The 22,882-nt window shown below is 61.9% G+C and carries 28 protein-coding genes and 1 tRNA gene; 14 read left to right on the top strand and 15 right to left on the bottom strand.

The window, feature by feature from the left end:
* Nucleotides 1-83: 83 nt before the first annotated feature.
* From JHW44_RS09910 to JHW44_RS09875, 8 genes are all read right to left on the bottom strand, one after another.
* A complete protein-coding gene (locus JHW44_RS09910) occupies nucleotides 84-1,562 on the bottom strand; it encodes a mannitol dehydrogenase family protein (RefSeq protein ID WP_089345768.1) in 1,479 nt (492 codons plus the stop codon).
* Nucleotides 1,563-1,725: 163 nt separating this feature from the next.
* Entirely contained in the window at nucleotides 1,726-2,733 is a 1,008-nt protein-coding gene (locus JHW44_RS09905; RefSeq protein WP_089345767.1) for an ABC transporter ATP-binding protein, read from the bottom strand.
* A 12-nt stretch (nucleotides 2,734-2,745) separates the two neighbouring features.
* Nucleotides 2,746-3,576: a carbohydrate ABC transporter permease gene (locus JHW44_RS09900; protein ID WP_089345766.1), complete on the bottom strand. Its 831-nt coding sequence runs from the start codon at nucleotides 3,574-3,576 to the stop codon at nucleotides 2,746-2,748.
* A 14-nt stretch (nucleotides 3,577-3,590) separates the two neighbouring features.
* On the bottom strand, nucleotides 3,591-4,463 hold the full coding sequence (locus JHW44_RS09895; protein WP_089345765.1) for a carbohydrate ABC transporter permease: 873 nt from the start codon (nucleotides 4,461-4,463) through the stop codon (nucleotides 3,591-3,593).
* 132 nt (nucleotides 4,464-4,595) lie between these two features.
* Nucleotides 4,596-5,927, bottom strand: coding sequence for an ABC transporter substrate-binding protein (locus JHW44_RS09890; RefSeq protein WP_089345764.1), 1,332 nt, complete (start codon nucleotides 5,925-5,927; stop codon nucleotides 4,596-4,598).
* 148 nt (nucleotides 5,928-6,075) lie between these two features.
* Nucleotides 6,076-7,047 (bottom strand): sugar-binding transcriptional regulator, encoded by a 972-nt coding sequence (locus JHW44_RS09885; RefSeq protein WP_089345763.1) that lies wholly within the window; start codon nucleotides 7,045-7,047, stop codon nucleotides 6,076-6,078.
* A complete protein-coding gene (locus JHW44_RS09880; protein WP_089345762.1) occupies nucleotides 7,044-7,712 on the bottom strand; it encodes an HAD family hydrolase in 669 nt (222 codons plus the stop codon). Before JHW44_RS09880 ends, JHW44_RS09885 begins: the two co-directional genes overlap by 4 nt.
* Nucleotides 7,713-7,763: 51 nt before the next feature.
* On the bottom strand, nucleotides 7,764-8,300 hold the full coding sequence (locus JHW44_RS09875; RefSeq protein WP_089345761.1) for a hypothetical protein: 537 nt from the start codon (nucleotides 8,298-8,300) through the stop codon (nucleotides 7,764-7,766).
* A 314-nt stretch (nucleotides 8,301-8,614) separates the two neighbouring features.
* Between JHW44_RS09875 and JHW44_RS09870 the strand changes: the two genes are divergently transcribed.
* Nucleotides 8,615-8,691, top strand: a tRNA-Ile gene (locus JHW44_RS09870).
* A gap of 23 nt (nucleotides 8,692-8,714) precedes the next feature.
* Here JHW44_RS09870 and JHW44_RS09865 read toward each other — a convergent pair.
* From JHW44_RS09865 to JHW44_RS09835, 7 genes are all read right to left on the bottom strand, one after another.
* A complete protein-coding gene (locus JHW44_RS09865; RefSeq protein WP_089345760.1) occupies nucleotides 8,715-9,812 on the bottom strand; it encodes a tyrosine-type recombinase/integrase in 1,098 nt (365 codons plus the stop codon).
* Entirely contained in the window at nucleotides 9,788-10,015 is a 228-nt protein-coding gene (locus tag JHW44_RS09860; RefSeq protein ID WP_089345759.1) for a DNA-binding protein, read from the bottom strand. Before JHW44_RS09860 ends, JHW44_RS09865 begins: the two co-directional genes overlap by 25 nt.
* Nucleotides 10,012-10,695 (bottom strand): HNH endonuclease signature motif containing protein, encoded by a 684-nt coding sequence (locus tag JHW44_RS09855; RefSeq protein WP_089345758.1) that lies wholly within the window; start codon nucleotides 10,693-10,695, stop codon nucleotides 10,012-10,014. Before JHW44_RS09855 ends, JHW44_RS09860 begins: the two co-directional genes overlap by 4 nt.
* Complete coding sequence (locus JHW44_RS09850) at nucleotides 10,692-10,931, bottom strand: hypothetical protein (RefSeq protein WP_089345757.1); 240 nt, start codon at nucleotides 10,929-10,931, stop codon at nucleotides 10,692-10,694. The genes JHW44_RS09855 and JHW44_RS09850 overlap by 4 nt, the downstream gene beginning before the upstream one ends.
* Before the next feature lie 43 nt (nucleotides 10,932-10,974).
* Nucleotides 10,975-11,283, bottom strand: coding sequence for a hypothetical protein (locus tag JHW44_RS09845; RefSeq protein WP_089345756.1), 309 nt, complete (start codon nucleotides 11,281-11,283; stop codon nucleotides 10,975-10,977).
* Complete coding sequence (locus tag JHW44_RS09840; RefSeq protein ID WP_143811496.1) at nucleotides 11,283-11,483, bottom strand: hypothetical protein; 201 nt, start codon at nucleotides 11,481-11,483, stop codon at nucleotides 11,283-11,285. The genes JHW44_RS09845 and JHW44_RS09840 overlap by 1 nt, the downstream gene beginning before the upstream one ends.
* 247 nt (nucleotides 11,484-11,730) lie before the next feature.
* Entirely contained in the window at nucleotides 11,731-12,102 is a 372-nt protein-coding gene (locus JHW44_RS09835) for a hypothetical protein (RefSeq protein WP_143811495.1), read from the bottom strand.
* A gap of 80 nt (nucleotides 12,103-12,182) precedes the next feature.
* Here JHW44_RS09835 and JHW44_RS09830 point away from each other — a divergent pair, with 80 nt between their 5' ends.
* The 13 genes from JHW44_RS09830 (at nucleotide 12,183) to JHW44_RS09770 (ending at nucleotide 22,867) form a co-directional block, all read left to right on the top strand.
* Nucleotides 12,183-12,446, top strand: coding sequence for a hypothetical protein (locus tag JHW44_RS09830; protein WP_179217787.1), 264 nt, complete (start codon nucleotides 12,183-12,185; stop codon nucleotides 12,444-12,446).
* A gap of 16 nt (nucleotides 12,447-12,462) precedes the next feature.
* The gene (locus JHW44_RS09825; RefSeq protein ID WP_272850271.1) at nucleotides 12,463-12,744 is read left to right on the top strand and encodes a hypothetical protein; all 282 of its coding nucleotides are present in this window, start codon (nucleotides 12,463-12,465) and stop codon (nucleotides 12,742-12,744) included.
* A gap of 275 nt (nucleotides 12,745-13,019) precedes the next feature.
* Nucleotides 13,020-13,352, top strand: coding sequence for a hypothetical protein (locus JHW44_RS09820; protein WP_089345753.1), 333 nt, complete (start codon nucleotides 13,020-13,022; stop codon nucleotides 13,350-13,352).
* Nucleotides 13,349-13,969 carry a hypothetical protein gene (locus JHW44_RS09815; RefSeq protein ID WP_089345752.1) on the top strand — a complete coding sequence of 207 codons (621 nt, stop codon included), beginning with the start codon at nucleotides 13,349-13,351 and terminating at the stop codon, nucleotides 13,967-13,969. Before JHW44_RS09820 ends, JHW44_RS09815 begins: the two co-directional genes overlap by 4 nt.
* Nucleotides 13,970-14,293: 324 nt before the next feature.
* Nucleotides 14,294-15,226 carry an IS5 family transposase gene (locus tag JHW44_RS09810; RefSeq protein ID WP_272850270.1) on the top strand — a complete coding sequence of 311 codons (933 nt, stop codon included), beginning with the start codon at nucleotides 14,294-14,296 and terminating at the stop codon, nucleotides 15,224-15,226.
* A 95-nt stretch (nucleotides 15,227-15,321) separates the two neighbouring features.
* Complete coding sequence (locus JHW44_RS09805; protein ID WP_272850269.1) at nucleotides 15,322-15,837, top strand: hypothetical protein; 516 nt, start codon at nucleotides 15,322-15,324, stop codon at nucleotides 15,835-15,837.
* A complete protein-coding gene (locus JHW44_RS09800; RefSeq protein ID WP_089346020.1) occupies nucleotides 15,834-16,538 on the top strand; it encodes a hypothetical protein in 705 nt (234 codons plus the stop codon). The genes JHW44_RS09805 and JHW44_RS09800 overlap by 4 nt, the downstream gene beginning before the upstream one ends.
* 112 nt (nucleotides 16,539-16,650) lie before the next feature.
* Nucleotides 16,651-17,052 (top strand): HNH endonuclease signature motif containing protein, encoded by a 402-nt coding sequence (locus tag JHW44_RS09795; RefSeq protein WP_089346019.1) that lies wholly within the window; start codon nucleotides 16,651-16,653, stop codon nucleotides 17,050-17,052.
* Nucleotides 17,053-17,218: 166 nt separating this feature from the next.
* Nucleotides 17,219-17,659, top strand: a complete 441-nt coding sequence (locus JHW44_RS09790) for a P27 family phage terminase small subunit (protein ID WP_089346018.1) — start codon at nucleotides 17,219-17,221, stop codon at nucleotides 17,657-17,659.
* Nucleotides 17,646-19,307, top strand: a complete 1,662-nt coding sequence (locus JHW44_RS09785) for a terminase large subunit (protein ID WP_089346017.1) — start codon at nucleotides 17,646-17,648, stop codon at nucleotides 19,305-19,307. The genes JHW44_RS09790 and JHW44_RS09785 overlap by 14 nt, the downstream gene beginning before the upstream one ends.
* A complete protein-coding gene (locus tag JHW44_RS09780) occupies nucleotides 19,304-20,578 on the top strand; it encodes a phage portal protein (RefSeq protein WP_089346016.1) in 1,275 nt (424 codons plus the stop codon). Before JHW44_RS09785 ends, JHW44_RS09780 begins: the two co-directional genes overlap by 4 nt.
* Entirely contained in the window at nucleotides 20,568-21,467 is a 900-nt protein-coding gene (locus JHW44_RS09775) for a S49 family peptidase (RefSeq protein WP_089346015.1), read from the top strand. Before JHW44_RS09780 ends, JHW44_RS09775 begins: the two co-directional genes overlap by 11 nt.
* A gap of 80 nt (nucleotides 21,468-21,547) precedes the next feature.
* Nucleotides 21,548-22,867: a phage major capsid protein gene (locus tag JHW44_RS09770; RefSeq protein WP_089346014.1), complete on the top strand. Its 1,320-nt coding sequence runs from the start codon at nucleotides 21,548-21,550 to the stop codon at nucleotides 22,865-22,867.
* The last annotated feature ends 15 nt before the right edge of the window (nucleotides 22,868-22,882 follow it).

Raw genomic sequence — 22,882 nt, 5'->3', positions numbered from 1 at the left:
CGCAACGGGCGCGGGATCGCCAGACTGATAGCAGAACGACGCCCGCGCGAAAGGGTGCGCGGGCGGATATTGTTCAACGGCTGTCAGATCGCGCCCGATCCCAGATAGTCCGCTATGGCCGCGCGCACGCCATGTTCATGGATCAGCGTCAGGCGCTCGGCAAAGCTTTTGCAAAAGCGCGGATTGTCGGCCAGCGCCCCGAATACCGCGCGGTTTTCAAGGAAGGCCTGTGGATCCTGACGCGATGCCAGCGCAAGACGGCGCAGCATCTCGTGATTGTCGTCATTGGGCGGCAGCGCATTCCCGGCCTCGTCACTGCCTTCGCAATAGCGGCACCAGAAGGCGACTTCTTGCGCCAGACCGTCAATCGCGCCATCGCCGCGCAGCCCGTCGGCCAGCGTCGGCAGGATGAATTTCGGCTGCCGGTTCGATCCGTCCTGGCAGAGGCGCGCGATGGTATCGCCGATTTCGGGATTGGCAAAGCGCGAGACGATCAGGTCAAGGTAGCTGGCGAAATTCACACCTTCGATGGGATCCAGCGTCGGAATGATCTCGCGGCTTTCCAGCGCCGACAGCCATGCGGTGATCAGCGGATCTGCCATGGCCTCATGCACGAAATGATGGCCCAGCAGGGCAGAGGGATAGGCGATGGCGGCATGTCCGCCATTGAGGATGCGCAGCTTCATCAGTTCATGCTTGCTGACATCATTGACAAATTCTGCACCGACGCGTTCCAGCGCAGGACGGCCCTGGGGGAAGTTGTCCTCCAGGACCCATTGCCGGAAAGGCTCGCAAACGACGACGGCATCGTCGCTGATCCCGAAACGTTCGCGCACAAGGGCCCTTTCGCGATCCGAGGTTGCAGGCGTGATGCAATCGACCATGGAGTTGGGGAAGGCCACATTGTCGCGCACCCAAAGCGCCAGATCGGGATCGGACAGCTGTGCCAGTTCAGTGACCGTGCGGGCGCAGACATGGCCGTTTTCGGGCAGGTTGTCACAGGACATGACGGTAAAGGGGGGCAGGCCCGCAGCACGGCGTCGGCGCAGGGCCGCCAGAATCATGCCAAAGACGCTTTTCGGTTCGTCGGGATGGGCGGCGTCATGGACCATGTCGGGATGGCTGGCATCGAAACCGTCGGTCTTGGCATCGACGTAATAGCCACCCTCGGTGATGGTCAGTGACAGGATGCGGATGGCCGGATCGGCCATGGCGGCAATGACGGACTGCGGATCGACGTCCACGAAATCGATCATCGACCCGATCACGCGGGCATTCAGCCCCTTGGGGTCCAGTTCGATCAGGGTGGTCAGCCAGTCCTGCCGTTCCAGCCGCGCGCGCATGACGCTGTCTCCGGCGCGCACGCCTGCGCCGACCAGCGCCCAGTCATGGCTTTCGCCCAGCTCGAACAGCCGGTCGAGATAATAACCCATATGTGCGCGGTGAAAATTGCCGACCCCGACATGCAGGATGCCGGGCGAAAGATCATCGCGCCGATAGCCGGGGGTCTCGACGGATTGCGGCAGTTGATCAAGCGCAGAGAGTGACAGGGGGGTCGTCATCGCGGAACCTTTCGTCAAAGGCCCGTCATGTCGCAAAGCGAGGGATTGCGCGTGTCGGGCTGTCATGGACCGGAAATGCGGCGCATCGCCCGCGCCGCCGGTGATATCTGTTCAGGACGGTCCGGGGCAGCGCCCTTGCGGCGCACCCCAGCCTGTTTCTTCTTCAGGGCGCCATACGGTCGCCATTGGCGTCGAATCGGTGGATCTTGTCCTCGGCCGGGGTCATCCAGATCGTATCGCCGTGACGCAGCGCGACCTCGCCATCCGCGCGTACGGTGACGGCCTCGGCCAGACCGGTATCCTCGACATAGAAGAATGTGTCGGAGCCCAGGTGTTCGCTGACCCCGATGCGCCCCTTCCATTTGCCGCTGTCGGGCGAAACGGAAATATGTTCGGGACGCACGCCGATGGTCTCGGCACCGTATTCGCGCGCGGCATCGCCCGTGAACAGGTTCATTTTCGGGCTGCCGATAAAGCCGGCGACAAAGACGTTGCGCGGGTTGCGATAGAGTTCCAGCGGGCTGCCCACCTGTTCGATCCGGCCCGCATGCAGCACGACGATCTTGTCGGCCATGGTCATGGCCTCGACCTGGTCATGGGTGACATAGATCATCGTGGTCTTCAGCCGATTGTGCAATTCGCTGATTTCCAGCCGCATGCCGACGCGCAGGGCCGCATCCAGATTTGACAGGGGTTCGTCGAACAGAAAGGCTGAAGGCTCGCGCACGATCGCCCGGCCGATGGCGACACGCTGGCGCTGACCGCCGGAAAGTTGTCCGGGGCGGCGGTCCAGGTAATCGGTCAGGTTCAGCGCCTTTGCCGCATTGTCGATGCGGCGTTTCTGTTCGGCCTCGTCAAGCCCCGCCATGCGCATGGGAAAGGCGATATTCTTGCGAACCGACATATGCGGGTAAAGCGCATAGGATTGAAACACCATCGCCAGACCGCGCTTGGCGGGGGACAGCGGGGTGGCATCGACGCCATCGATCAGGATGCGCCCGTCACTGACATCTTCCAGCCCGGCAATCAGGCGCAGCAGGGTGGATTTTCCGCAGCCCGAGGGACCGACGAAGACCACGAATTCACCGTCTTCGATGTCCAGGTTCAGTGGCGGGATGACCTCGGTCTCTCCGAAACGCTTGGCCACGCCTTCCAGGGTAATGCGTCCCATGATTTGTCTCCGTTACTTCACCGCGCCAAAGGTCAGGCCGCGAACAAGTTGCTTTTGGCTGAACCAGCCAAGGATCAGGATCGGCGCGATGGCCATGGTCGAGGCCGCGCTGAGTTTCGCATAGAACAGCCCTTCGGGGCTGGAATAGCTGGCGATGAAGGCCGTCAGCGGCGCGGCATTCGCAGCTGTCAGGTTCAGTGTCCAGAATGCCTCGTTCCAGGACAGGATGACATTCAGCAGCAGGGTCGAGGCGATGCCCGGTACGGCCATCGGCGTCAGCACGTAGAGGATTTCCGATTTCAGCGTGGCGCCATCCATGCGCGCGGCCTCGAGGATCTCGCCCGGGATTTCCCGGAAATAGGTATAGAGCATCCAGATGATGATCGGCAGGTTGATCAGCGTCAGGATGATGATCAGACCGCTGCGCGTGTCCAGCAGACCCGTGTTGCGAAACAGCAGATACAGCGGCACCAGCACGCCGACCGGCGGCAGCATCTTGGTGGACAGCATCCACATCAGCACATCCTTGGTGCGCTTGCCCGGCACAAAGGCCATGGCCCAGGCCGCGGGGATGGCAATGATCAGCCCGATCAGCGTCGAGCCGAAGGAGATCACGACCGAGTTCCAGAAATGCCGGAAGTAGTTCGAGCGTTCCTGCACGGCGGCATAGTTTTCCAGTGTCCAGTCAAAGAACAGGAAACGGGGCGGGGTCGCGACGGCCTCGGCCTCGGTCTTGAAGCTGGTCAGGACTGTCCAGAAGATCGGAAAGAAGATCAGAAGGCCGATCGTCCAGGCGATGACGGTCATGATCGCCTTGCGGCGGGGGGTGATTGCGCGTGCCATGGTCGGTTATCTCCTCACGCGTCCAGATTCTTGCCGATCATCCGCATCAGGAAGATGGCAACGATATTGGCCAGGATGATGGCGACAACGCCCCCCGCCGATCCCAGTCCGACATCGAACTGCAGCAGCGACTGGACGTAGACAAGGAAGGTCAGATTGGTCGTGGCTGTGCCGGGGCCGCCATTGGTTGTCACCAGGATCTCGGCAAAGACCGACAGAAGGAAGATGGTCTCGATCAGGATGACGACGGTGATCGCGCGCGACAGATGCGGCAGAATGATGAACCAGAACCGCTTGAGCGTTGGCGCGCCGTCCATTTCGGCGGCTTCCAGCTGTTCGCTGTCCAGGGATTGCATCGCCGTCAGCAGGATCAGCGAGGCAAAGGGCAGCCATTGCCAGCTGACGATGCCGATGATCGACATCAAGGGTGCTTCGGTCAGAAAGTCGACCGGCTGCATGCCAAGGGTTTTGAACAGCCAGGCAAAGATGCCGTTCACCGGGTTCATGAACATGTTCTTCCAGACCAGCGCCGAGACCGTCGGCATGACGAAGAAGGGGGCCAGCACCAGAAGGCGGACGAAGCCCTGTCCCCAGAACGGCTGGTCCAGCAGCAGGGCCATCAGGACTCCGCCTGTCACGCTGACCAGAAGCACGCCGCCCACCAGCAGCAGCGTATTGACCAGAGCCGAGGTGAATGCGGGGTCGCTGAAGAAATAGCGGTAGTTTTCCAACCCCGCCCAGCTTTCCATACCCGGCATCAACAGGTTGTAGCGGAGAAGCGAGAAATACACGGTCATCGCCAGGGGCACGATCATCCACATCAACAAGAGGATGACGGCGGGCGAGATCATCAACCGCGCGGCTGTTTTCGATGCCTTGGTTGCCATTGGAATCGCCTTTCGGATCGCGACATCTCATGCGCTTCACAAGTTGAAGCGCATCGGTAGAAGTGTCGCGGCGTCTGCTGTTCTTGAAGAAATTGGCGGGCCGGCCGGAGGAGGGCTGGCCCGCCGTTCGGCCTACTTGAAATACCCCGCGCGGGTCATTTCCCGTGTCGTCAGCTGCTGGGCATTCTGGAGCGCCTGTTCAGCCGAGACCTGCCCTGCGAGAGCGGCCGAAAACTGTTGCCCGACCAGGGTTCCGATACCCTGAAATTCCGGGATCGCGACGAATTGCACGCCGGTATAGGGGACGGGGTCCACGGTGGGATTGATCGGATCCGCGGCCATGATGCTTTCCAGAGTCATCTTCGCGAAAGGCACCTTCTGGTATTCGGGGTTGTCATAGAGGGATTTGCGCGTGCCCGGCGGAACATTGGCCCAGCCTTCGTTCTCGGCGATCAGCGCGGTATATTCCTTGGATGTGGCCCAGGCGACGAATTGCTTGGCGGCATCGACATGCTGCGATCCTGCCGGAATGCCAAGGGTCCATGCCCACAGCCAGTTGCCGCGCTTTCCCAGACCGTTATCGGGCGCAAGTGCGAAACCGACCTGATCGGCAACCGTCGATTCATCGGGATTGGTCACGAAAGAGGCCGCGACGGTGGCGTCGATCCACATGCCGCATTTGCCCTGTTGGAACAGTGCCAGGTTTTCATTGAAACCGTTGCTGGCTGCTCCGGGGGGGCCGTAATTGGTCACCAGGTCCAGGTAGTCGGTCAGCGTGTTGCGCCACGGCTCGCTGTCGAACTGGGGGGTCCAGTTCTCGTCGAACCAGCGGGCGCCATAGCTGTTCGCCATCGCCGACAGGAATGCGACGTTTTCGCCCCATCCGGCCTTGCCGCGCAGACAGATGCCATAGACTTCGTTGTCCTTGTCGGTCATGGCCGCAGCGGCTTGCTTGATGAGGTCCCAACTGGGTGCGTCAGGCATTTCCAGCCCGGCTTTCTCCATCAGGTCCTTGCGATACATCACCATCGAGCTTTCGCCATAGAAGGGCGCGGCAAACAGTTCGCCATCAATGGTCAGGCCATTGCGAATGGCGGGCAGCAGGTCGTCGACGTCATATTCGGCAGGCAGATCGTTCAGGGGCACAAGCCAACCTTGCCCGGCCCAGATCGGAACCTCGTAGGTGCCGACCGTGACAACATCATATTGCGCGTCATGAGAGGCACCACTGGTCGCGACATCGGTGGTGACGCGCTGGCGCAGGACGTTTTCCTCAAGCGTGACCCATTCCAGTTTGATGCCGGGGTGCTGTGCGGTGAACTCATCCGACAGGCTCTGCATGCGGATCATGTCGCCGTTGTTCACGGTGGCGATGGTCAGGGTGACGCTATCCTGGGCAAGGGCAGTGCCCGCAAGCGCACAAAGCGCGGTGGCGCCCATGGCGGCGCGTATTGTCTTGTTCATCGTGATCCTCCCTTAGATCTGGGCATATGCCAATCCCATGGGCAAATACTCACAACTTGCAGGCATTCTGTCAAGATGGATCTATGGAAAGGCCCCGCTCTCGCATGAGAGGCGGGGCCTAAATAACTGTAACAAAATTCAAAATTTCTTATCCGGAATCGGCCATGATCAGCAGTCGTTCAGCGGTTGCCTCCGACGTTATCAGCCCGTTGACCAGCCGTCCCGTCAGTGCCGCACGCATGGCGGGTACTTTGGCTTCTCCTGCGGCTACGGCGATGACCTGATTTTCCGGCGCTTGTGGCAGGGGGGCCGAGGCCACGCGGGCATTGAAATCGCAATCTATGATCCGCCCCTGGGCATCATAGACCCAACTGGTGATCTCTCCCGCAGCGCCGGCCCTGGCCAGTTGCTCCATCTCTGCCGCGCTGGCGAAACCATCAATGAACAGCGGTGCGCTGCGATCCATCTGGCCAATGCCGACCAGCGACAGATGCGCCTTTTCGCACAGAGAGATCGTGTTGCGCACGGCTTCCTGGCTTTGCAAGGTGGCAAGTTCGGCGGCATCGCGGGCCACCACCGGAAGCGGATAGGGATAGTGAGGCGCATCGATGCGCTCGGCAAGCCGGATCGTCGCGTTATAGGGCGAGGCCGAGCCATCCTGCATCATGTTGCCCAGACGCGAAACGATCACATGTTGCGGGCATGACATGCGTGGCAATTGTTCGACGGTGGATTTCAGTGCCCGACCGGTGCCGAGGCTTATGATCCGGCGTTCCGGTGATTTCAGCACGCGTTCCAGTTCGGCTGCGGCGGCAATGGCCAGCCCGGTCAGAAGGTCCGGCGCATCAGGATCCGAGGGCACGACCTCGCAAAGGGTCAGTTCAAAGCGGTCTTTCAATGCGTTTGCCAGATCCATGCAGCGTGCGATCGGGTGATCCAGCCGAACCTTGATCAGCCTTTCGCTGACCGCCATGGCCACAAGGCGTTGCGCGGATTGACGGCTGACGCCAAGCTTGCGGGCGATTTCATCTTGGGTGTTGCCCGCGACATAGTAAAGCCAACCGGCACGCGCGGCATCATCAAGGCGTGTCGTCTCGGGGTTGAAACGTCCTGCATTCACGAATGGGCCGCCTTCTGTTGGATTCCACCCAAGAGATGCTCAAATTCGTTCCAATTGTCAAAAGCAGGCACATCGGATCGTTGGTGCGGGACGTCCTTCAGATGGGTGCCGCCGGTGTAATGCAGAACGATCATGCCCGCCGCCAGACCCGCATCAATGCCGGGAGGGCTGTCTTCGATGACCACTGTGCGGGCGGGGTTGCTGTTCATCTGATGGGCGGCGAAAAGGAACAGATCCGGGGCTGGTTTGCCACGGGCGACCTGGCTGGCGGTAAAGACATGCGGGCCGAAACATTCGCTCAGTCCCAGGATCTCCAGGGTGCGGCGCACGCGCGGCGGGCTGGAAGAGGTGGCTACGCAGATCGGCAGGTCGATCCGGTCCAGCAGGTCGCGCAGGCCCGGTGTCGGGACCAGATCCTTTTCGAAGCGTGCCAGAAGGGTGGCGCGGTAGCGGGCCTCGAAGTCATCGGGCAGAGGGGTGCCGAAACGGTCGCGGATCGTCTGCGCGACGGTGGGAAAGCTGCGCCCCAGAAAGTCGCGCCGAACATCTGCGAATGTGACGGGAATGCCGATCTCGGCCAGTTGTTCGATCAGAACCAATGCGGACAGGACTTCACTGTCAGCGATCACGCCATCACAGTCGAAAATAACAAGCTCGGGCCGCAATCGGGTCTCCTGCACAGGGGCGGATTGGCCTGTCCGGCACGGATCCGGTTCTCAAAATGCCTTGGAATTGGGTGCCGATTCCTTTGCCGGGGCAAATCGGTTCATGGCAACCAGACCGATCTGGGTCAGCCCCAGGGTATAGATCAGCAGGCCCGCGACCCAGAGTTCCAGCCGCAGCGCATGATCAACCAATCGGGACAGGGCAGACGGGAAGCCGAGCGAGAGAGCATAGACGTGATTGTCGACATGTGCCTCGTTCAGGCCCAGGACCTTGCCGATCTCGTAGGATTGCAACTCGGCAGCCCAGAGCATCGGGGCATGGAAGGTCTGCCAGAAGATCATCACGAGCCCCAGGATGATGCATGCACCGGCCACGGCAAAGCCGATTCGGTCACGCAGCTGAAAGACCGGTTCGCGGTCCGTCGAGGCCATGAAAAGGCGGGGCAAGAGCGTCGCCAGCATGCCCAGATTTCCTGCCAGCCAATAGCCGATCAAGGCCGCTTTCAGGCCAAAACCGGTGACAAGCGCCATGCCGAATGCCGCAGAACCGCATGCAATCGCTACAATTATGGCGGGCACGATCAGCATGGGCTCACCGTGCCATGAAGCGGTTCGGCCGCTGATCTCTGGTCGGGAGTTCAGTGGGCAAAACCTCACGCAGAGCCGCGCGGCAAGTCATGTCACCTTGACGCTGGCGGTTCCGGTTCATGAAGGGTTCGGCACTAAAATACATGCTTATAAAATAGGTCAAATTCCTTGCGCTGTATAGCGGTGTCGCAACCCCTGGGTGAATTTCACCGCATGGCAAAATCCTGGGGGCGGGACGCTCCGCCTCGACAGAAGCACCGCAACGCAGTCGCTTGACGCCTTGGCAGAGTGGGATTAGGCAGTGGCTGCTGCGTGGGCCTGTAGCTCAATTGGTTAGAGCAGGGCGCTCATAACGCCTTGGTTGGGGGTTCGAGTCCCTCCGGGCCTACCACGTCCACTGCAAGCGCTTGATTATTAATCGCTTTTTCTGAAGTTTACAGAAATACGAGAACGGTTTACTTCGTTCTGTTTTTGTTTCGTTCCAGTAACAAGGAATTTCAACTGGGCCGAAGAGGTGTATTTCTGGGCCTCGGCAAGTGTCTTGTGACCGCCCCATGCCATGATGGCATGCGCAGAACCGCCATGTTCGGCGATTAGAGTCAGGCGGCTTTTCCGCAGTCCGTGGGCGCTTCGTCCGGTCAGACCCGCGTCCTGGGCGGCCTGACGGATCATGTTCCCAAGCCCTTTTACGCTGCGGGATTTTCCACCGGCGGTCTGAAGAAACGTCAATCCGCCGGACATGTGCTTGAGTGATTCGTGCATCATGTCTCGATCATCCAGCCACGTGCCGGCATAGTCGGGAAGTGTTGAAAACCACGGGACGTGGGCCTTGCCGCCAGTCTTGCTCTGGCTGAACACCAGCACGCCATCATCGCGATTGACATGCTGCGGGCCAATGCTGACAGCATCGACGGTGCGGGCGGCGGTCCAGAACAGCAATTCAAAGCACGCCCGCTGCACGGTTCCTATAGGCCATCTGGCGCGAAACGATTCGATTTCGGCGATGCTCCAGGCAGAATAGCCGTCTGTCTTGATGTTTATCTTCCGCAGCCCGACAGATGGATCGGAAGTGATTCTCGCCCCGTCCTTTGCGCTCTTGCAGATCAGTCGCCAGACCTTCAGGCGAGCGTTGCTTTGCCGATCGGTCAGTTTGTCCAGGTCGGCCCTGATGTGATGCTCGCGAAGTCCCGCAATCGGCGCAGTGCCGTAGAGGCTTCGGATCGTGTCGGCCTCTCTTCTGACCTCATGCCGGTAAACCTTCGAGTAGGCCTTATACTTCTTCGATGACAAGACGGCTTCGATTTCCGCCGCGATCGTCCCTCCGGGCGCCTTTCTGTCAGATGGCCGGACCGATGCTTCCGCAGAAGCCCATGCGGCAATAAAGTCAGGGTGCGTCTCGGGAATGCCGTCAGGCAGCTTGATTCGCGTAGGGCGGTGCCAGCGATAGACCTTGCCGCCCTTCGTGACCCTATGGACCCGCGGCAAATTCACAGACCGAATGCCTTGTCGCATGCCTTCACCTCGTCGGCCTCGCCCTCGGAGGGCAGGCCGGAAGCATAAGCATCAAGGGTCAGCCTGTCATAGAGTTTCTTCCCGTCCAGCAACCTGCGCGGGATGCCAAGCGTCCGCAGCTTTGTTTCGCTGACGCCAAGATAGGCGGCTGCGATGGGCGAGGGCAGCAAGCGCGGTGCAAATGACAGATCGGCGCGGCTCATTGCATTCTCCTGTCTGGGCAAGTTGGCGCGGTGGCGGTCTTGCGCCCGCGGCGGATCTCGCGTGCCTTGTGATCCAGCTTGGCGACGGCCATGACGGCGGGCTTCAGCTCGGCGGGGGCTTCGTCGTATTTCACGCCAGTCCAGCGCCCGCTCAGTCGGGGCAGCAGGGCCCGCGGGATCAGTTCCCAGTTGTCGGGGTCGCAATTGGTCTTGTCGCCATCCAGGCATTTCAGGACATGGCCTTTCGGGACCGGTCCATAGCGCTGTTCCCAGAGATAGCGGTGCTTGTGCACGGGGCGGGTGTCGGCGCCGGTCCAGGGGTTCTTCTCGGCGACGATCATCACGACATAGCCGTCCTTGCTGTCGATGCGCTCATGCCCGTGACCGCGATGATTGTGGGGAAGGTTGCCCTTCTTGAACGCGGTGCGCAGGCATTTCTGGCGCAGATCATCCGGCATCGGCTTGCCTTTGTTGTGTGGGGCAAGACCCTTTGGGAACTGCCCGGTGCGCCCGGTCATCCAGCCTTTGCGCTTGCAGAGCGCATTGTAGTTGCTGAGCGACACGTCATCGCGGCTCCAGGTCGCGCAAAACAGGGCGTGTGCCTGACGGCGCGGCATTTTCTTGCGCGCCTCGATCCATGCCAGTTCCTCGGCGCTGTAGCTGATCCGCTTGCCCTTCATTGGTCGGAACTCCCGATCTTGGGCAGCATCGGCATGATCTGCGAGCCATGCTCGGCCCAGAGCTTCGCGGCTTTCAGCTGAAGGTCTGCATTGCCGATGATCTTGTCGGCGACGGAAACGATGGCGTCGGCGCGTTTGGCCTCTTGCTCGATCTGGTCGCTGTTCAGATCCTCATCCGACAGCCGTTCGAGCGCGGCAAAGAGGTGATTGTTCAGGTCGCCAAGCTTGTTCTTCATGATGATATTTCCCTCTGATGTGGGGCGCGGGATCGTGCGCCGGTCAGACGAGCAGCCACAGGGCGATGGCCCCGCCCGCGAAGGTGCAGGCCATCGCGATCAGGGCCGCGATAATATCGCCCCAGATGATGGCCTGAAGCGGCGTCAGATCATCGGGTTCGGCAATGGCTGGCAGGTCGATTGGCAGGGTTTCGGTGTCGTCAGAGATCCGGCGTTGCGCGGCGATCATCGCGAGACGGCAGCGTTCGGACGCCTCGCGCTGGGTCAGGTCATCCCAGCCCAGATAGGGCGAGGCATAGACGATCCGGCATTCCTGATCGGTCAGCGGGCGGGTGCGATGCGATGCGTTCATCACTGCGGCCTCCGCAGCGATCGGGGGCGATGCGGCAACTGGCGAGCGGGCTGGCCATGGGCAGAGGCGGTGACAAGCCATGCCAGGCGGCGCAGGGATTCAGGGGCCGCCGCTGCGGCATTGGCGCAGGAGACCAGCGCACGCGCGTCATCGACGATGGCCGGGGTGATCGGGAGAAAGTGAGAGCGTGGCAGAGACATCGTTCAGATCTCCATCGGGTTTCGATGGTCTGAAGATGCGCGGTAAAATAACCGCTGTCAATAATGGGCGGTAAAAAAACCGCTAATAGATAGTTTTGTGCGATTCGCGTTTCTGCACGCGACATCTGGCAAAGTTCATTATGTGCAGTCTTGTGTCTGCCTTGATCGTTCGCTTAATGTTCCGTTGCGTAAGGTGGGAGGGCAACGATGACCGAGGTGGAGATTTTTCGACAGAGGCTGAAAGAGATCATTCTGACTCCTCCCGGTTCTGATCGCGAAACCCTCTTGCAGCAGCTCGTATCATCTGAAGCTCTGAAGCATCTAGTTGATGCAGAAGGTCAACAATTTCAGAAATTACAGAGTCTTCTGGGGCTGGATCCGGCCCCTCTCCGGTAAGAAGCCAATCCGGGGTGACGCCCAATGCGGCCGCGACCTGCTCAATCTTCGCTATCGTCGCACTTGCAGGTTTTCCAGCGGCCACACTGCGTCGCCAGTTCCGGATTGTGTCGGAGGAACCGGTTGCCGCCATGGAGATGGCGCGCTCGCTGGTTTTCTGGCCATCAGCATTCATCAGTTCGATGCGACTGCTGATCCTGGCTAAGATTGCATTCATATCCATGGCGGGAAAAATACCGCACTATAGCGGTTTAATAGAGCGGTTAAAAAACCGTTGACAATGCGGTAAAGAAACCGCACACATTGAACATGATCGATGTGACTTCTCTCATAAAACGTGCCGACGCCTACAAGCGCGCCGCGGGAATCAGTGAAGACAAGACCGTTTCCTATCGCGTCTTTGGCGATGGGAAGAAGTTGTCCGCAATGCGTGCCGGGGCCGACATCACGACCCGCCGTTTCAACGCGGCGATGGAGTGGTTCGATCGCAACTGGCCTGAAGACACCAACTGCACAAATCATAACGAGTACTCCCATGTTCAATCAGAAGATACCGATGCAGCGTGATCGCTGCGGTCGTCAAATGTCCCATGCCAAACAGTTCGAGGGCCGTGCGCGCAATCGCGCGGCGATGCGTCGGGCGCATGTTCACGCGCAGCGTCCCGACCGTGCGCGGTTCCTGCGGCGCTGGTCATTGCTGATGATTGCCAGCTTTGACAGCCGCGAAGCCTGCGCCGTGCATTTCGGCGTGACCTTCCAGACGGCCTGCAACTGGTTTGACGGGCTGAATGCGCCTTATGGCCATCACGTCGATTACGCGCATGCCACCTTGCCGCGTTTCGACCAGATCATGCGGCGTGGGTGATGCAGATCGGGTTAACAGGTTGCCCGAGGCGGGGGAGAGGTAGGGGCGCAGTACCTGGCCATGCACCCGTCGCGATTTCGTCCGCCTCGGGCGGCTGTGGAACCGGGATCGCGAAACCTGCGGCTGGCCCGGCCGAGAGTTGCGCGGGGGTGACGGAAGATCACCTTCAGCGGGCGGGGCAGAGTTTCCTGCCGGTCCGGGTCTTTGCCCGGTCCTGCAGATCTGCAGCGCAAAAGCTTTTTCCGAATATTTTGGGGGTGGAGATGACTGTCCGATTGTCCGGTTTCAAAAGCTCGCGGCTGCCATGCGTCGTGAAGGGCAATGAGCATATCACCGAAGACGATTGTCGCGAGCTGTGGTGTGCTGTGCTGGCCGAGGCGTGGCGCGAGGCATTCACGACCAGCACGACGGCTACCCCCAGGGATATCGCTGTTGCGCGCCGCTGGTTCGGATCACGCGATTTCCATACGGTCTGCGCCCTTGCCGGTCTGGACGGGGATTACGTGATGTGCGGGTTCAGGGCCGCAGTGCGCGGCGACCGGCCAAAGGATGTCGGCTTCAATCCCCGCGGCACCGGTCCGGTCCCGAAGGTCTGGGTGGCGGCATGAATACCTCTGTTCGCAACCTTAAGCCCGTGGATAGTGGAAACCTGCCGGCCTATCCGATTTCCAGCAAGGATCGGTTGGATTCGCATTTCTTCATCCAGTGGAACCTCAAGCGCTGGCGCAAGAGCCGGTTTCGTCAGCTTGCTGATCCCGAGGTGGGGTGGGTTGGTTTCCAGCTGTTCTGCGAGGCCCATGACGAAAGCCCGGTTGGCACGTTGCCGATTGACGAAAGGCTGCTGGCGCGGGCGGGCGGCGTGTCGGTCGAGAAATGGCGCGATCTGTGCGCAAGGCCGATCTCTCCGCTGCACAACTGGTACAGGGTCCGCTGTGACAACGGCGAGATCCGCTTTGCCCATGAGGTGGTCACCCAGGTCGCCATCGAGGCCCTGAACAGTCACCGCAAGAACCGCCTGGATATGGATCAGCGACGCCGGGCCAAGCGCATCAAGGATCTGCGCGAAATGATCGGGGTCCGGATCGGGGCCAAGCAGTTGCTTCAGGCGCCCGACTTCCTCGACCGGTTCAACGACTGGCTTGAAGAGCATCATCCCGAAGCGCAGCGCCGCGAGACATTCATTCGCCAAGCTTTGGAGGAGTTCCAGATGAGGAATGGGGCATGAGCGGTTCCGTCACATTCCGTGATATTCTGTCACCGTCACAGAATATTCCCGGAAAGTTACAGAACGGAACGGAAAAATCACGGAATCTTCCGTGTTTTTTCATGCTCGTCCCTTTTTTTTGCGCGGTTTCTGTCACCGCTGAAAAGAGAAGAAACGAAAAGAAATGAAAAGAGATTACGGGAAGCGCAACAATTCGAGCGCTCTGCCTGTGGATAAGTGGGCAGGCTGAGAAAGGAGGGAAGGCGGATGAATGGTGTAACGGGGCTTTGTTGCACAAATAGGCGGGGGATTCACTGCATGAATCCAGCGTGATAGCTGGGAGGCATGAGCAGTTGGGCCCCTACGAAGTACAAGACCAGGAACTGGCCTTCGTACAACACAGCACTGAAGCAACGCGGATCGCTTTCGATCTGGTTTGATCCGGAGATGGGCTGGACGCCACCGCCAACAGGCAAACGTGGGCGGCAGCAACAATTCAGCGATGCCGCGATCCAGACCTGCCTGACCCTGAAGGTGCTTTTCGGCATGCCGCTCCGGCAGACCACGGGTTTCGTCGAGAGCTTGCTGCGGTTGGTCGGGTTGAACTGGGCGGTGCCGGACTTCAGCACCTTGTGCCGCCGCCAGAAGACATTGAACGTGATCCTGCCCTTTCGTGGCGGCACCGGCCCGCTGAACCTGCTGATCGATAGCACCGGCATCAAGTCGGAAGGCGAAGGGGAATGGAACGCCCGCAAGCATGGCGGCTCAAAACGACGCATCTGGCGCAAGATACACATAGGGATCGACGAAGAAACGATGGAAGTGCGGGCGGTCGAAATCACCACCAGCAATGTCGGCGACGCGCCCATGTTGCCGGAGTTACTCGAGCAAATCCCGCCAAACCAAGCCATCGGTAGCGTCACGGCTGACGGGGCCTACGACACTCGAAATTGCCACGACGCGATTGCCACCCGCTATGCCCACGCCGTCATCCCGCCGCGCAAGAACGCCAAACCATGGAAACCCACAAGCGCCGGAGCTGTCGCCCGCAACGAGGCAGTCAATGCATCGCGATACCTCGGCCGCGCCATCTGGCGAAAATGGAGCGGATACCACCGCCGAAGCCGCGTCGAGAGCAAGATGAACTGCATCAAGCTTCTCGGCCAATCCCTGATGTCGAGAGACTTCAACCGGCAGGTCGCCGAAATCCAGATCCGCGTCGCGGTGCTCAACCGCTACACCGCTCTCGGCATACCCGTCACGGTGCCCGTAGGATAGGTCTGTCCGGGGAAAGGGAAAGTCAGGTCGCAATCCGATTTGTGCAACAAAGCCGTGTAACGGCAGAAGCGAAGGCGCGGGTTGAGCGGTTGCTGATGCAGCCCCTGGCGGGATTGGCGCGCAAACGCGGGGTCAGCGCCGAGGCGCATGAGAAGAGTCTCGAGCGGTTGCGGGGTTTCCTGACCTATATGTCGGATGCGAATCTGGTCGGTCTGGTTGATCTGATTGCGCGTCATGCGTCCAAGGGCGTCTGGCCGGAAGAAGGGCTGGTGCGTGCCTGGGCGATGACCTTGCAGACACCGCCGCCGCGCGACTGCGCCTATGCCCGCAGCCTGATCCGCTCGGCCATGGGGCGGCGCGCGAAGGAGGAAGGCTGGGCGGTCGAACTGTTCCAGGTGGCCCGTCGATTGGGCCCGCCGCCGGGCAAATACATCATCGCCCATCTGAAGCGGGACGCGGAAGAGCATCGCCACCGCCGCCGCGTGATCCGCGAGAATATCGAGGCCGGACTGGCGACAGCCGAAGAGCGCAGGTGGCTGGAGCGCTGGCATGCCGATCTGGCCGAGGTCGAAGCCATCCAGTCGGCAGTGGAAGAAGAGGCAGCAGCATGACAATCATCGACAGGCAGGCCGCATTGCAGCGCCATCAGGACGAGCGGGCGCGGATCGAGGCGATCCTTGCGCGGGCCATGCCGGCCGAGGGCTGCGGCCCTGCCATTCCGGTTGCACCGGCGCGCGGGGCATCAAGATCGGTCACACCGCAGGCCATGGTCCCCGATCCTAGGGACAAGACGGGATGGAAGGCGGAAAGCATGGGCTGGCGCGGGTTCAAGGCCGCAGTGGCGCTGGACATCTTCGATCGGCTGGCGATGAATGCCGCGCGGCGCAAGCAGCCGCCGCCCTTCACCAAGGGACAGGTGTCGATCGCGCGGCTCTATCGCGACCTGGTCGAGCGCCATGACGCAGGTGGCATGAAGCTGGCAAGCCTTGAGGGGCGCATGACATCGGGATCCGGCACCGGCAGGGATTTCATGGATGCCTATCTGGCCGAGGGCGATGCGATCCGGCGGTTGCGGGCCTCGATCGGCACGGGCGTGGCGATGCAGGTGCGACGGGTGCGCCCGTCGGCGCGAGGCGGGCAGGGCGCGCGGCCCATCCTCGACCGGCATCTGGTCGATGCGGTGTGTCTTCATGGCAAGAGCCTGCGCCAGGTGCTGCGCGATCATCGCTGGTCAGATGACGGGAAGCATGCAAAGGCGCTGACATCGGCGCTGCGCTCCTGCCTTGACCGGATGCAGGGCTATCATGGGTAGCGCAAAATTCTGCCTTGACGGTTAATCCCGCACGGCCCCATAAATATCGCCATCATCCAGAATTGCGCCCGGGGGAAACCTTTGCGGGCGCTTTTTCATTGCGAGGTGCGCCATGGTGATGAAGCTGTGCTGTGCGCCGGGTTGTGATGAGATTGCCATCGAGGGCCATCCGCATTGCGAGGAACATGCCGCGCTGGCGCAGGCGCGTCTGAAGGCGCGGCGCGATGTTGCGAAGACTTCGGCGGTCGCGCTGGCGGGCGCGGCGTTCTATCGGACACGGCGCTGGCGCAGGCAGTCGCGGCTCTTTCTCGATCGCCATCCGCTGTGCGCTGATTGCGCCGGGCTTGGCGTGGTCACTGCGGCGCGCGAGGTCGATCACATCACCCCACATCGCGGCGATGCGAAGCTGATGTGGGATCAATCGAACTGGCAGCCGCTGTGCAAGCCCTGCCACAGCAGGAAGACCGCGCGGGAAGTGCTGGTCGGAGCCGGATCTCGCGGCGGGCGCGGCTGAGCCGCAGGGACCGGGGGTGGTCGGAAAATTCTGGCCACCTGCCCGGGACCGGCGGGGGGAGCTTCCTGTTCGTGCGCGGCGATTTAATAAAAAAAGCCCACCTGTCAGCAGGTTAACCGACCTCGATCAGGTGATTTTCTGTCATTCCGGCAAGAGGAGACGCTACATGCGAGGTGCCAAACCATCGCTCGACAATGTCGTCCCGATGAAGGGTGACATGCCGGCACGTCATATCCCGGAACCCTTGCCGCATATGGCAGGCCGGTCCGTCGATGTCTGGAAGGAACTGGCGCCGCTTCTGGTGGCCAGGGATCGCCTTGATCCGCTCTATCTCTACCAGTTCGCCTCCTATTGCGAAGCGGTGGCCAATTTCATCGACGCGACCTACGCGCTCAGCGTCGACGGCCTCTATTACGAGGTCCAGACCCGCAACGGCCGCCAGCAAAAGGCCACGGCGGCATTCCGGGCCCAGCAGGAAGCGATGAACCAGATGCGCCGGGATTCGGCCCTGTTCGGGCTGTCGCCGGTCGATGCGGCGCGGATCTCGGCAGGAGCGCAGGGTGATCTTTTCGAAGACATCATGCGCAAGATCGATGGAACCGATTGACCATCCCGTCTCGCGTTACGCGCTCGACGTGGTCGAGGGGCGCGAGATCGCGGGGGAGCTGGTCACTCTGGCCTGCAAACGCCATCTGCTGGATCTGGAAACCGGCAGGGATCGCGGGTTGTGGTTTGATTGCAAGGCCGCCTCGCGGATCACGAATTTCGCGCAGTTGATCCAGCACACCACCGGGCCAAAGGGCGGCCAGCCGCTCAAGCTGGAACCGTGGCAGGTGTTTCGCCATGGCAGTGTGTTCGGCTGGAAGCGCGAGGAAGATGGGCTGCGCCGGTTCCGCTCGACCTATCACCAGGTCGCCAAGAAGAACGGCAAGACAACCGACACTGCGGTGCCGGCGCTGTTCACCCAGCTGTTTGACGGCGAGGCCGCGCCGCAGGGATATTGCGCCGCCACGACACGCGACCAGGCCGGGCTGCTGTTCAAGGAGCTGAAGCGGATGATCATTGCATCGCCCGCACTCAGCCAGTTGATGAAGCCCTGGCGCAGCTCGATCGAGGTCCCGCGCACCAGTGGCGAGATCAAATGCCTGTCGCGCGACGGCAATACATCGGACGGGATCAACCCGCATTTCGCGGCCCGCGATGAGGTCCACCGCTGGACGGATCGCGAGCTGGCCGAGATTGTCGTCAACTCGATGATCGCGCGGGCGCAGCCGATCGACTGGGCCATCACCACGGCCGGCGCGGATATGGTCTCGATCTGTGGCGAGCTGCGGGATTATTCCGAGCAGGTGCTGCGCGGCTCGGTCAGCGATGACCGGTTCTTTGCCTATGTGGCCGAGCCGCCCCATGAATGTGACATCCATGATCCCAAGATCTGGAAGATGGCCAATCCGAACCTCGGGGTGGCCTTCAAGGAAGAAGATTTTCGCGCCAAGCTGAACGAGGCCCTGGCGATTGCCGGGCGGATGCCGAATTTCCGCCGGTTGCATCTCAACCTCTGGACGGAAGGGGCGCAGTCCTGGATCGAGCGCAGCGTCTGGGACATGGGCGCCGAGCCTTTCGATCCGGTCAGTCTTTACGGGCGCAAGGCCTGGGTTGGATTGGACCTGTCCAAAACAACCGACCTCACCTCGATCGTGGTCGCGGTGCCGATGGACGGGCTGATCTACCTGATCTGCTACAGCTTCCTGCCCTCGGGGCCCAAGGGCTTCATCCAGCGCGCGCAGTCGGAAAAGCGCGAATATGTGCAGTGGCGACAGGAGGGATGGCTGGAGGTCCATGGCGGCGGTGCCATTGATGAGGATCAGGTCATCGAGCGGATGGAGGTCATACGCAATGTCTTTGATGTTCAGGAAGTCGCCTATGACCGCTGGGGCATGAAATATGTCGCCAAGGAACTGACCCGACGGCGCTTCCCGCTGATCGAACATGGTCAGGGCTATGCCTCGATGTCATCGCCGATGAAGCGCTTCGAACAGGCGGTCGCGCGGGGACGCCTTCGCCACAATGGCAACCCGGTGCTCGCCTGGGCCGTGGGCAATGTGCATCGCGATGAAGACGCGGCCGAGAATATCAAGCCCAACAAGGCGCGCTCGAAAGGCCGGATCGATCCGGCCGTGGCTGCGATCATGGCGGTCGGTCGCGCCGAGGCGGCCGAAGGGAAACGCAAGGCTCGGGAGATCGAGACGGTATGAGCATCTTCACGCGGATCTTTGGTGGCAGCTCCGGCCCGCAAAGGCGGGTCGAGCCGCCGGTCCGGGCTGTGGCCTGCGCGGGCGGCCCCGCCGGGACGGCATCGGCCACCAGCTGGATGGCCGATGCCGGCTGGACTGGTCAAAGCCGCGCAAAGACCCTACCGCGCGTCTCGGCCACCATCGCCCAGAAACATGCCACGGTGTTTGCCTGCTGCAATATCATCGCGGGCGATCTCTCGAAGATCCCGCTGAAGCTTTATCGGCGCCGCGATGACGGGCAGGAAGAACGGCTGCGCGATCACCCGGCCGCCTATCTGCTGAATGTCGAAAGCGCGCCCGGTGTTCCGGCGACCGTGACCCGCCTGGTGCTGGGCTATACCTTTGCCCTGCGCGGCAATGCCTATGCCTATGCGCCCCGCGACGGGGCCGGCGAGCTGGAGTTGATCGAGGCGATCGGCCCTGATGCGGTGTCGGTCCTGCGCAACGGGCGCGAGCGGTTTTACGATTTCGAGGATGGGGCAGGGGTTCTGCGCCGGGTGCCGTCGCGCTCCATGCTGCATCTGCGCTACATGGCGCTGGATGGCTGGAGCGGTCGCTCGCCTCTGGAAGTCGCTTTTGAAAGCGTCGGCGTGGCGCTGGCCGGGCAGGAGGCTGCCGCGCGAACAGCCTCGGGCACCTTGCTGCGCGCCTATATCAAGATGGAAGATGTCTTCGAGGATGACGAAGCCTTCCTGCGCAATGGCCGTCGGGTTCGCGCCGCGATCGATGATCCGGAAGCCAATGGCATGCCGATCCTCGGGGCCGGTGACGAGATCAAGCGGCTGGACCTTTCGGCGGCCGACCAGGAACTGCTGGCCTCGCGGCGTTTCGATCGCGAACAGCTCGCCTCGATCTATCGGGTGCCGATGCCGAAGCTGCAGATCCTTGAGAACGGCGTGAAGGCCAATGCCGAGCAGGCCGCCATCGACTATCTGACCGACTGCCTGCTGCATTGGGGCAAGCAGCTTGAAGATCAATATGCGCTGTCGCTGCTGAGCGAGCGGGAACGGCGCAGCGGCTTCTTCTTTCGCCATGATTTCGACACGCTGCTGCGCCCGACCACCAAGGAACGCTACGAGGCGCTTGGAAAGGCCGTTGGCGGGCCGTTCGTCTCGCCCAACGAGGCGCGGCGCAAAGAGGGATGGGCACCGATCGAGGGCGGAGATGCACTCTATCCGCCGCCCAACATGACACGCGACAGCAATGCAGGGGAAAACAGCGATGACGAATAGCATCAAGGCAATGCTGGCGGGGGCGCCCATGGCCATCGCGAGCGATCTTGCCCATGACCTGATGTCGATCGAGCTGCCCGACGCGGCGATGTCGCCCGGGCCGGAGGCGGCGGCACCGGTCGAGCGCTTCACCATCACCCGCGGCATCGCGGTCCTGCCGGTGCGGGGCATCCTGACGCCGAGCAGCGAGATCCTCGAGCGCTATCTGGGCTGGTCGACATATTTCGGGCTGACGGAAGCGGTGGCCGAACTGTCCGAGCGCGGCGATGTCTCGGCCATCGTGCTGGATGTGAACAGCCCCGGCGGGATGGTCGTGGGATGCGAGGGCGCGGCCGGTGCCATTGCCGCGGCAGCGCAGGCAAAGCCCGTCCATGCAATCGCGGCACCGATGGCGGCCTCTGCTGCCTATTGGCTGGCCTCGCAGGCCAACAGCATTGCGGTCATGCCCGGCGGTATCGTTGGCTCGATCGGTGTTGCGATGATGGCATCCTCTGTCGTTGGGCCTGACAGCCATGGCGAGCAAAAGTATTTCCTGACCTCGAGTCATGCCCGCGCCAAGCGCCCCGATCCCGGCACCGAAGAAGGAATGGCCGAGCTGCGCCGGTCGCTGGATGAGGCCGAGGGGCAGTTTCACGCGGCGGTGTCAGCGGGGCGGGGCATCGCGCGCGAGGCGCTGCCGGCGCAACTCTCTGTCACCGGTGACGAACGTGACGGTGGCGCGGTCTTTACCGGCCAGCAGGCGATTGCCCGCGGCCTGGCAGACAGCGTCGAAACAAGGGCGGCCTTCTATGCCCGGATGATCGAGACCTATGGCGCGGCGGGCGCAACCGGCCCGTCGGTCAGGTTCCGCGCGCGGGCCAGCGCCGCTGCGGCGCTCGCCCGGATCTAGACCTTTCTTCCCATTCCTGCCGGTCGCGGCAGGTTCACCCGGGCCGCGCAATGCGCGGCTTCTTTCGTAGGAGCACGGCAATGCCGAAAATCGATGACCTTCGCCGCGACCGTCAGGCCGCTGCCACGAAACTTCAGGACGCCGCCGACGCGATCGCCGCGCTGGAAGATGCCGGAACCGGTCCGGATGAGGATGCCCATAAGGAGGCCGTCGCCGGTTTCGATGCCGCCCAGGCAGAATTTGACACGCTGAATGCCCAGGTGAAACGCGCCGAGGCGGCTGAAGCTGCCCGCGCGGCCGCCGCTGTCGGAGATCAGGGTGCAACGGCGATCCCCGCGCCCCGTCCTGCCGTCGCGGCAGATCCCGATCAGAAAGGTGTCGGGCTGGGCTTCATGGTTCATGCTCTGGCGCGGTGTCGTGGCGATCGGGACAAGGCGGCCAGCTATCTTGATGCCGAGGGGCATTCGGGGATCTCGGCGGCGCTGTCGGGGGCCTCGGAAACCGCGGGCGGCGTGACCATCCCCCGGCCCCTGGCGCAGGAAATGATCGAGCTTCTGCGCTCGCGTGTCGTGGTGCGCCGGGCCGGGGCCCGGACCTTTCCGATGCCGGCCGGTCAGATCCGCCATTCCAAGCAGACCGCCTCGGCCACCGCGAGCTATGGCGCCGAGAATGCCCAGATTGCACCGAGCGAGCCCGAGTTCGACAAGCTCGACCAGTCCTTCAAGAAGCTGACCGGGCTGGTGCCCGTCGGCAATTCGCTGTTGCGCCATTCCGGCATGGCCATGGCGCAGCATGTGCGGGACGATCTTCTGAAGGTCATGGCCCGGCGCGAGGATCTGGCCTTCATTCGTGGCACCGGCACGGCCAATACACCGCGTGGGATCCGCAACTGGCTGCTGGCTGCAAACTGGATCGCCGCAACCGATGCAGGGATCGCGGCCAGCTCGGCGGCGGCCGAGGCGGCGCTGCGCACGGTCGTGTCGCGCGTCGAGGATGCCGATGTGAACATGAGCCAGGCGGGCTGGATCATGCGGGCCTCGGCCAAGAACTTCCTCGCCAATCTGCGCGATGACAATGGCAACAAGCTGTTCCCCTCGATCGAGGCCAATGGCCAGTTGCTGGGCTGGCCGATCCACATCACCTCGCAGATCCCGAACAATCTCGGATCCGGCGGTGATGAGACCGAGATCTATTTCGGGGAATTCTCCGAGGCGATGATCGGGGACAGCATGGATCTGAGCATCGGTGTGTCTACGGAAGCCGGGTATTTCGACGGCACGGAATGGGTCTCGGCCTTCCAGAACGATCTGACCCTGATGCGCGCCATCTCCGAGCATGATTTCGCGCTGGAACATGACGTGGCCTTCGCCGGTTTCAATGCCGCCGGCTGGTCGCTCTGATCGCCCGGGCGTGCG

It is taken from the genome of Paracoccus seriniphilus, assembly GCF_028553745.1.
Lineage (GTDB): Bacteria > Pseudomonadota > Alphaproteobacteria > Rhodobacterales > Rhodobacteraceae > Paracoccus > Paracoccus seriniphilus.
The sequence above is the reverse complement of the archived record's forward strand: the minus strand, read 5'-3'. Positions and strand labels throughout refer to the sequence as shown.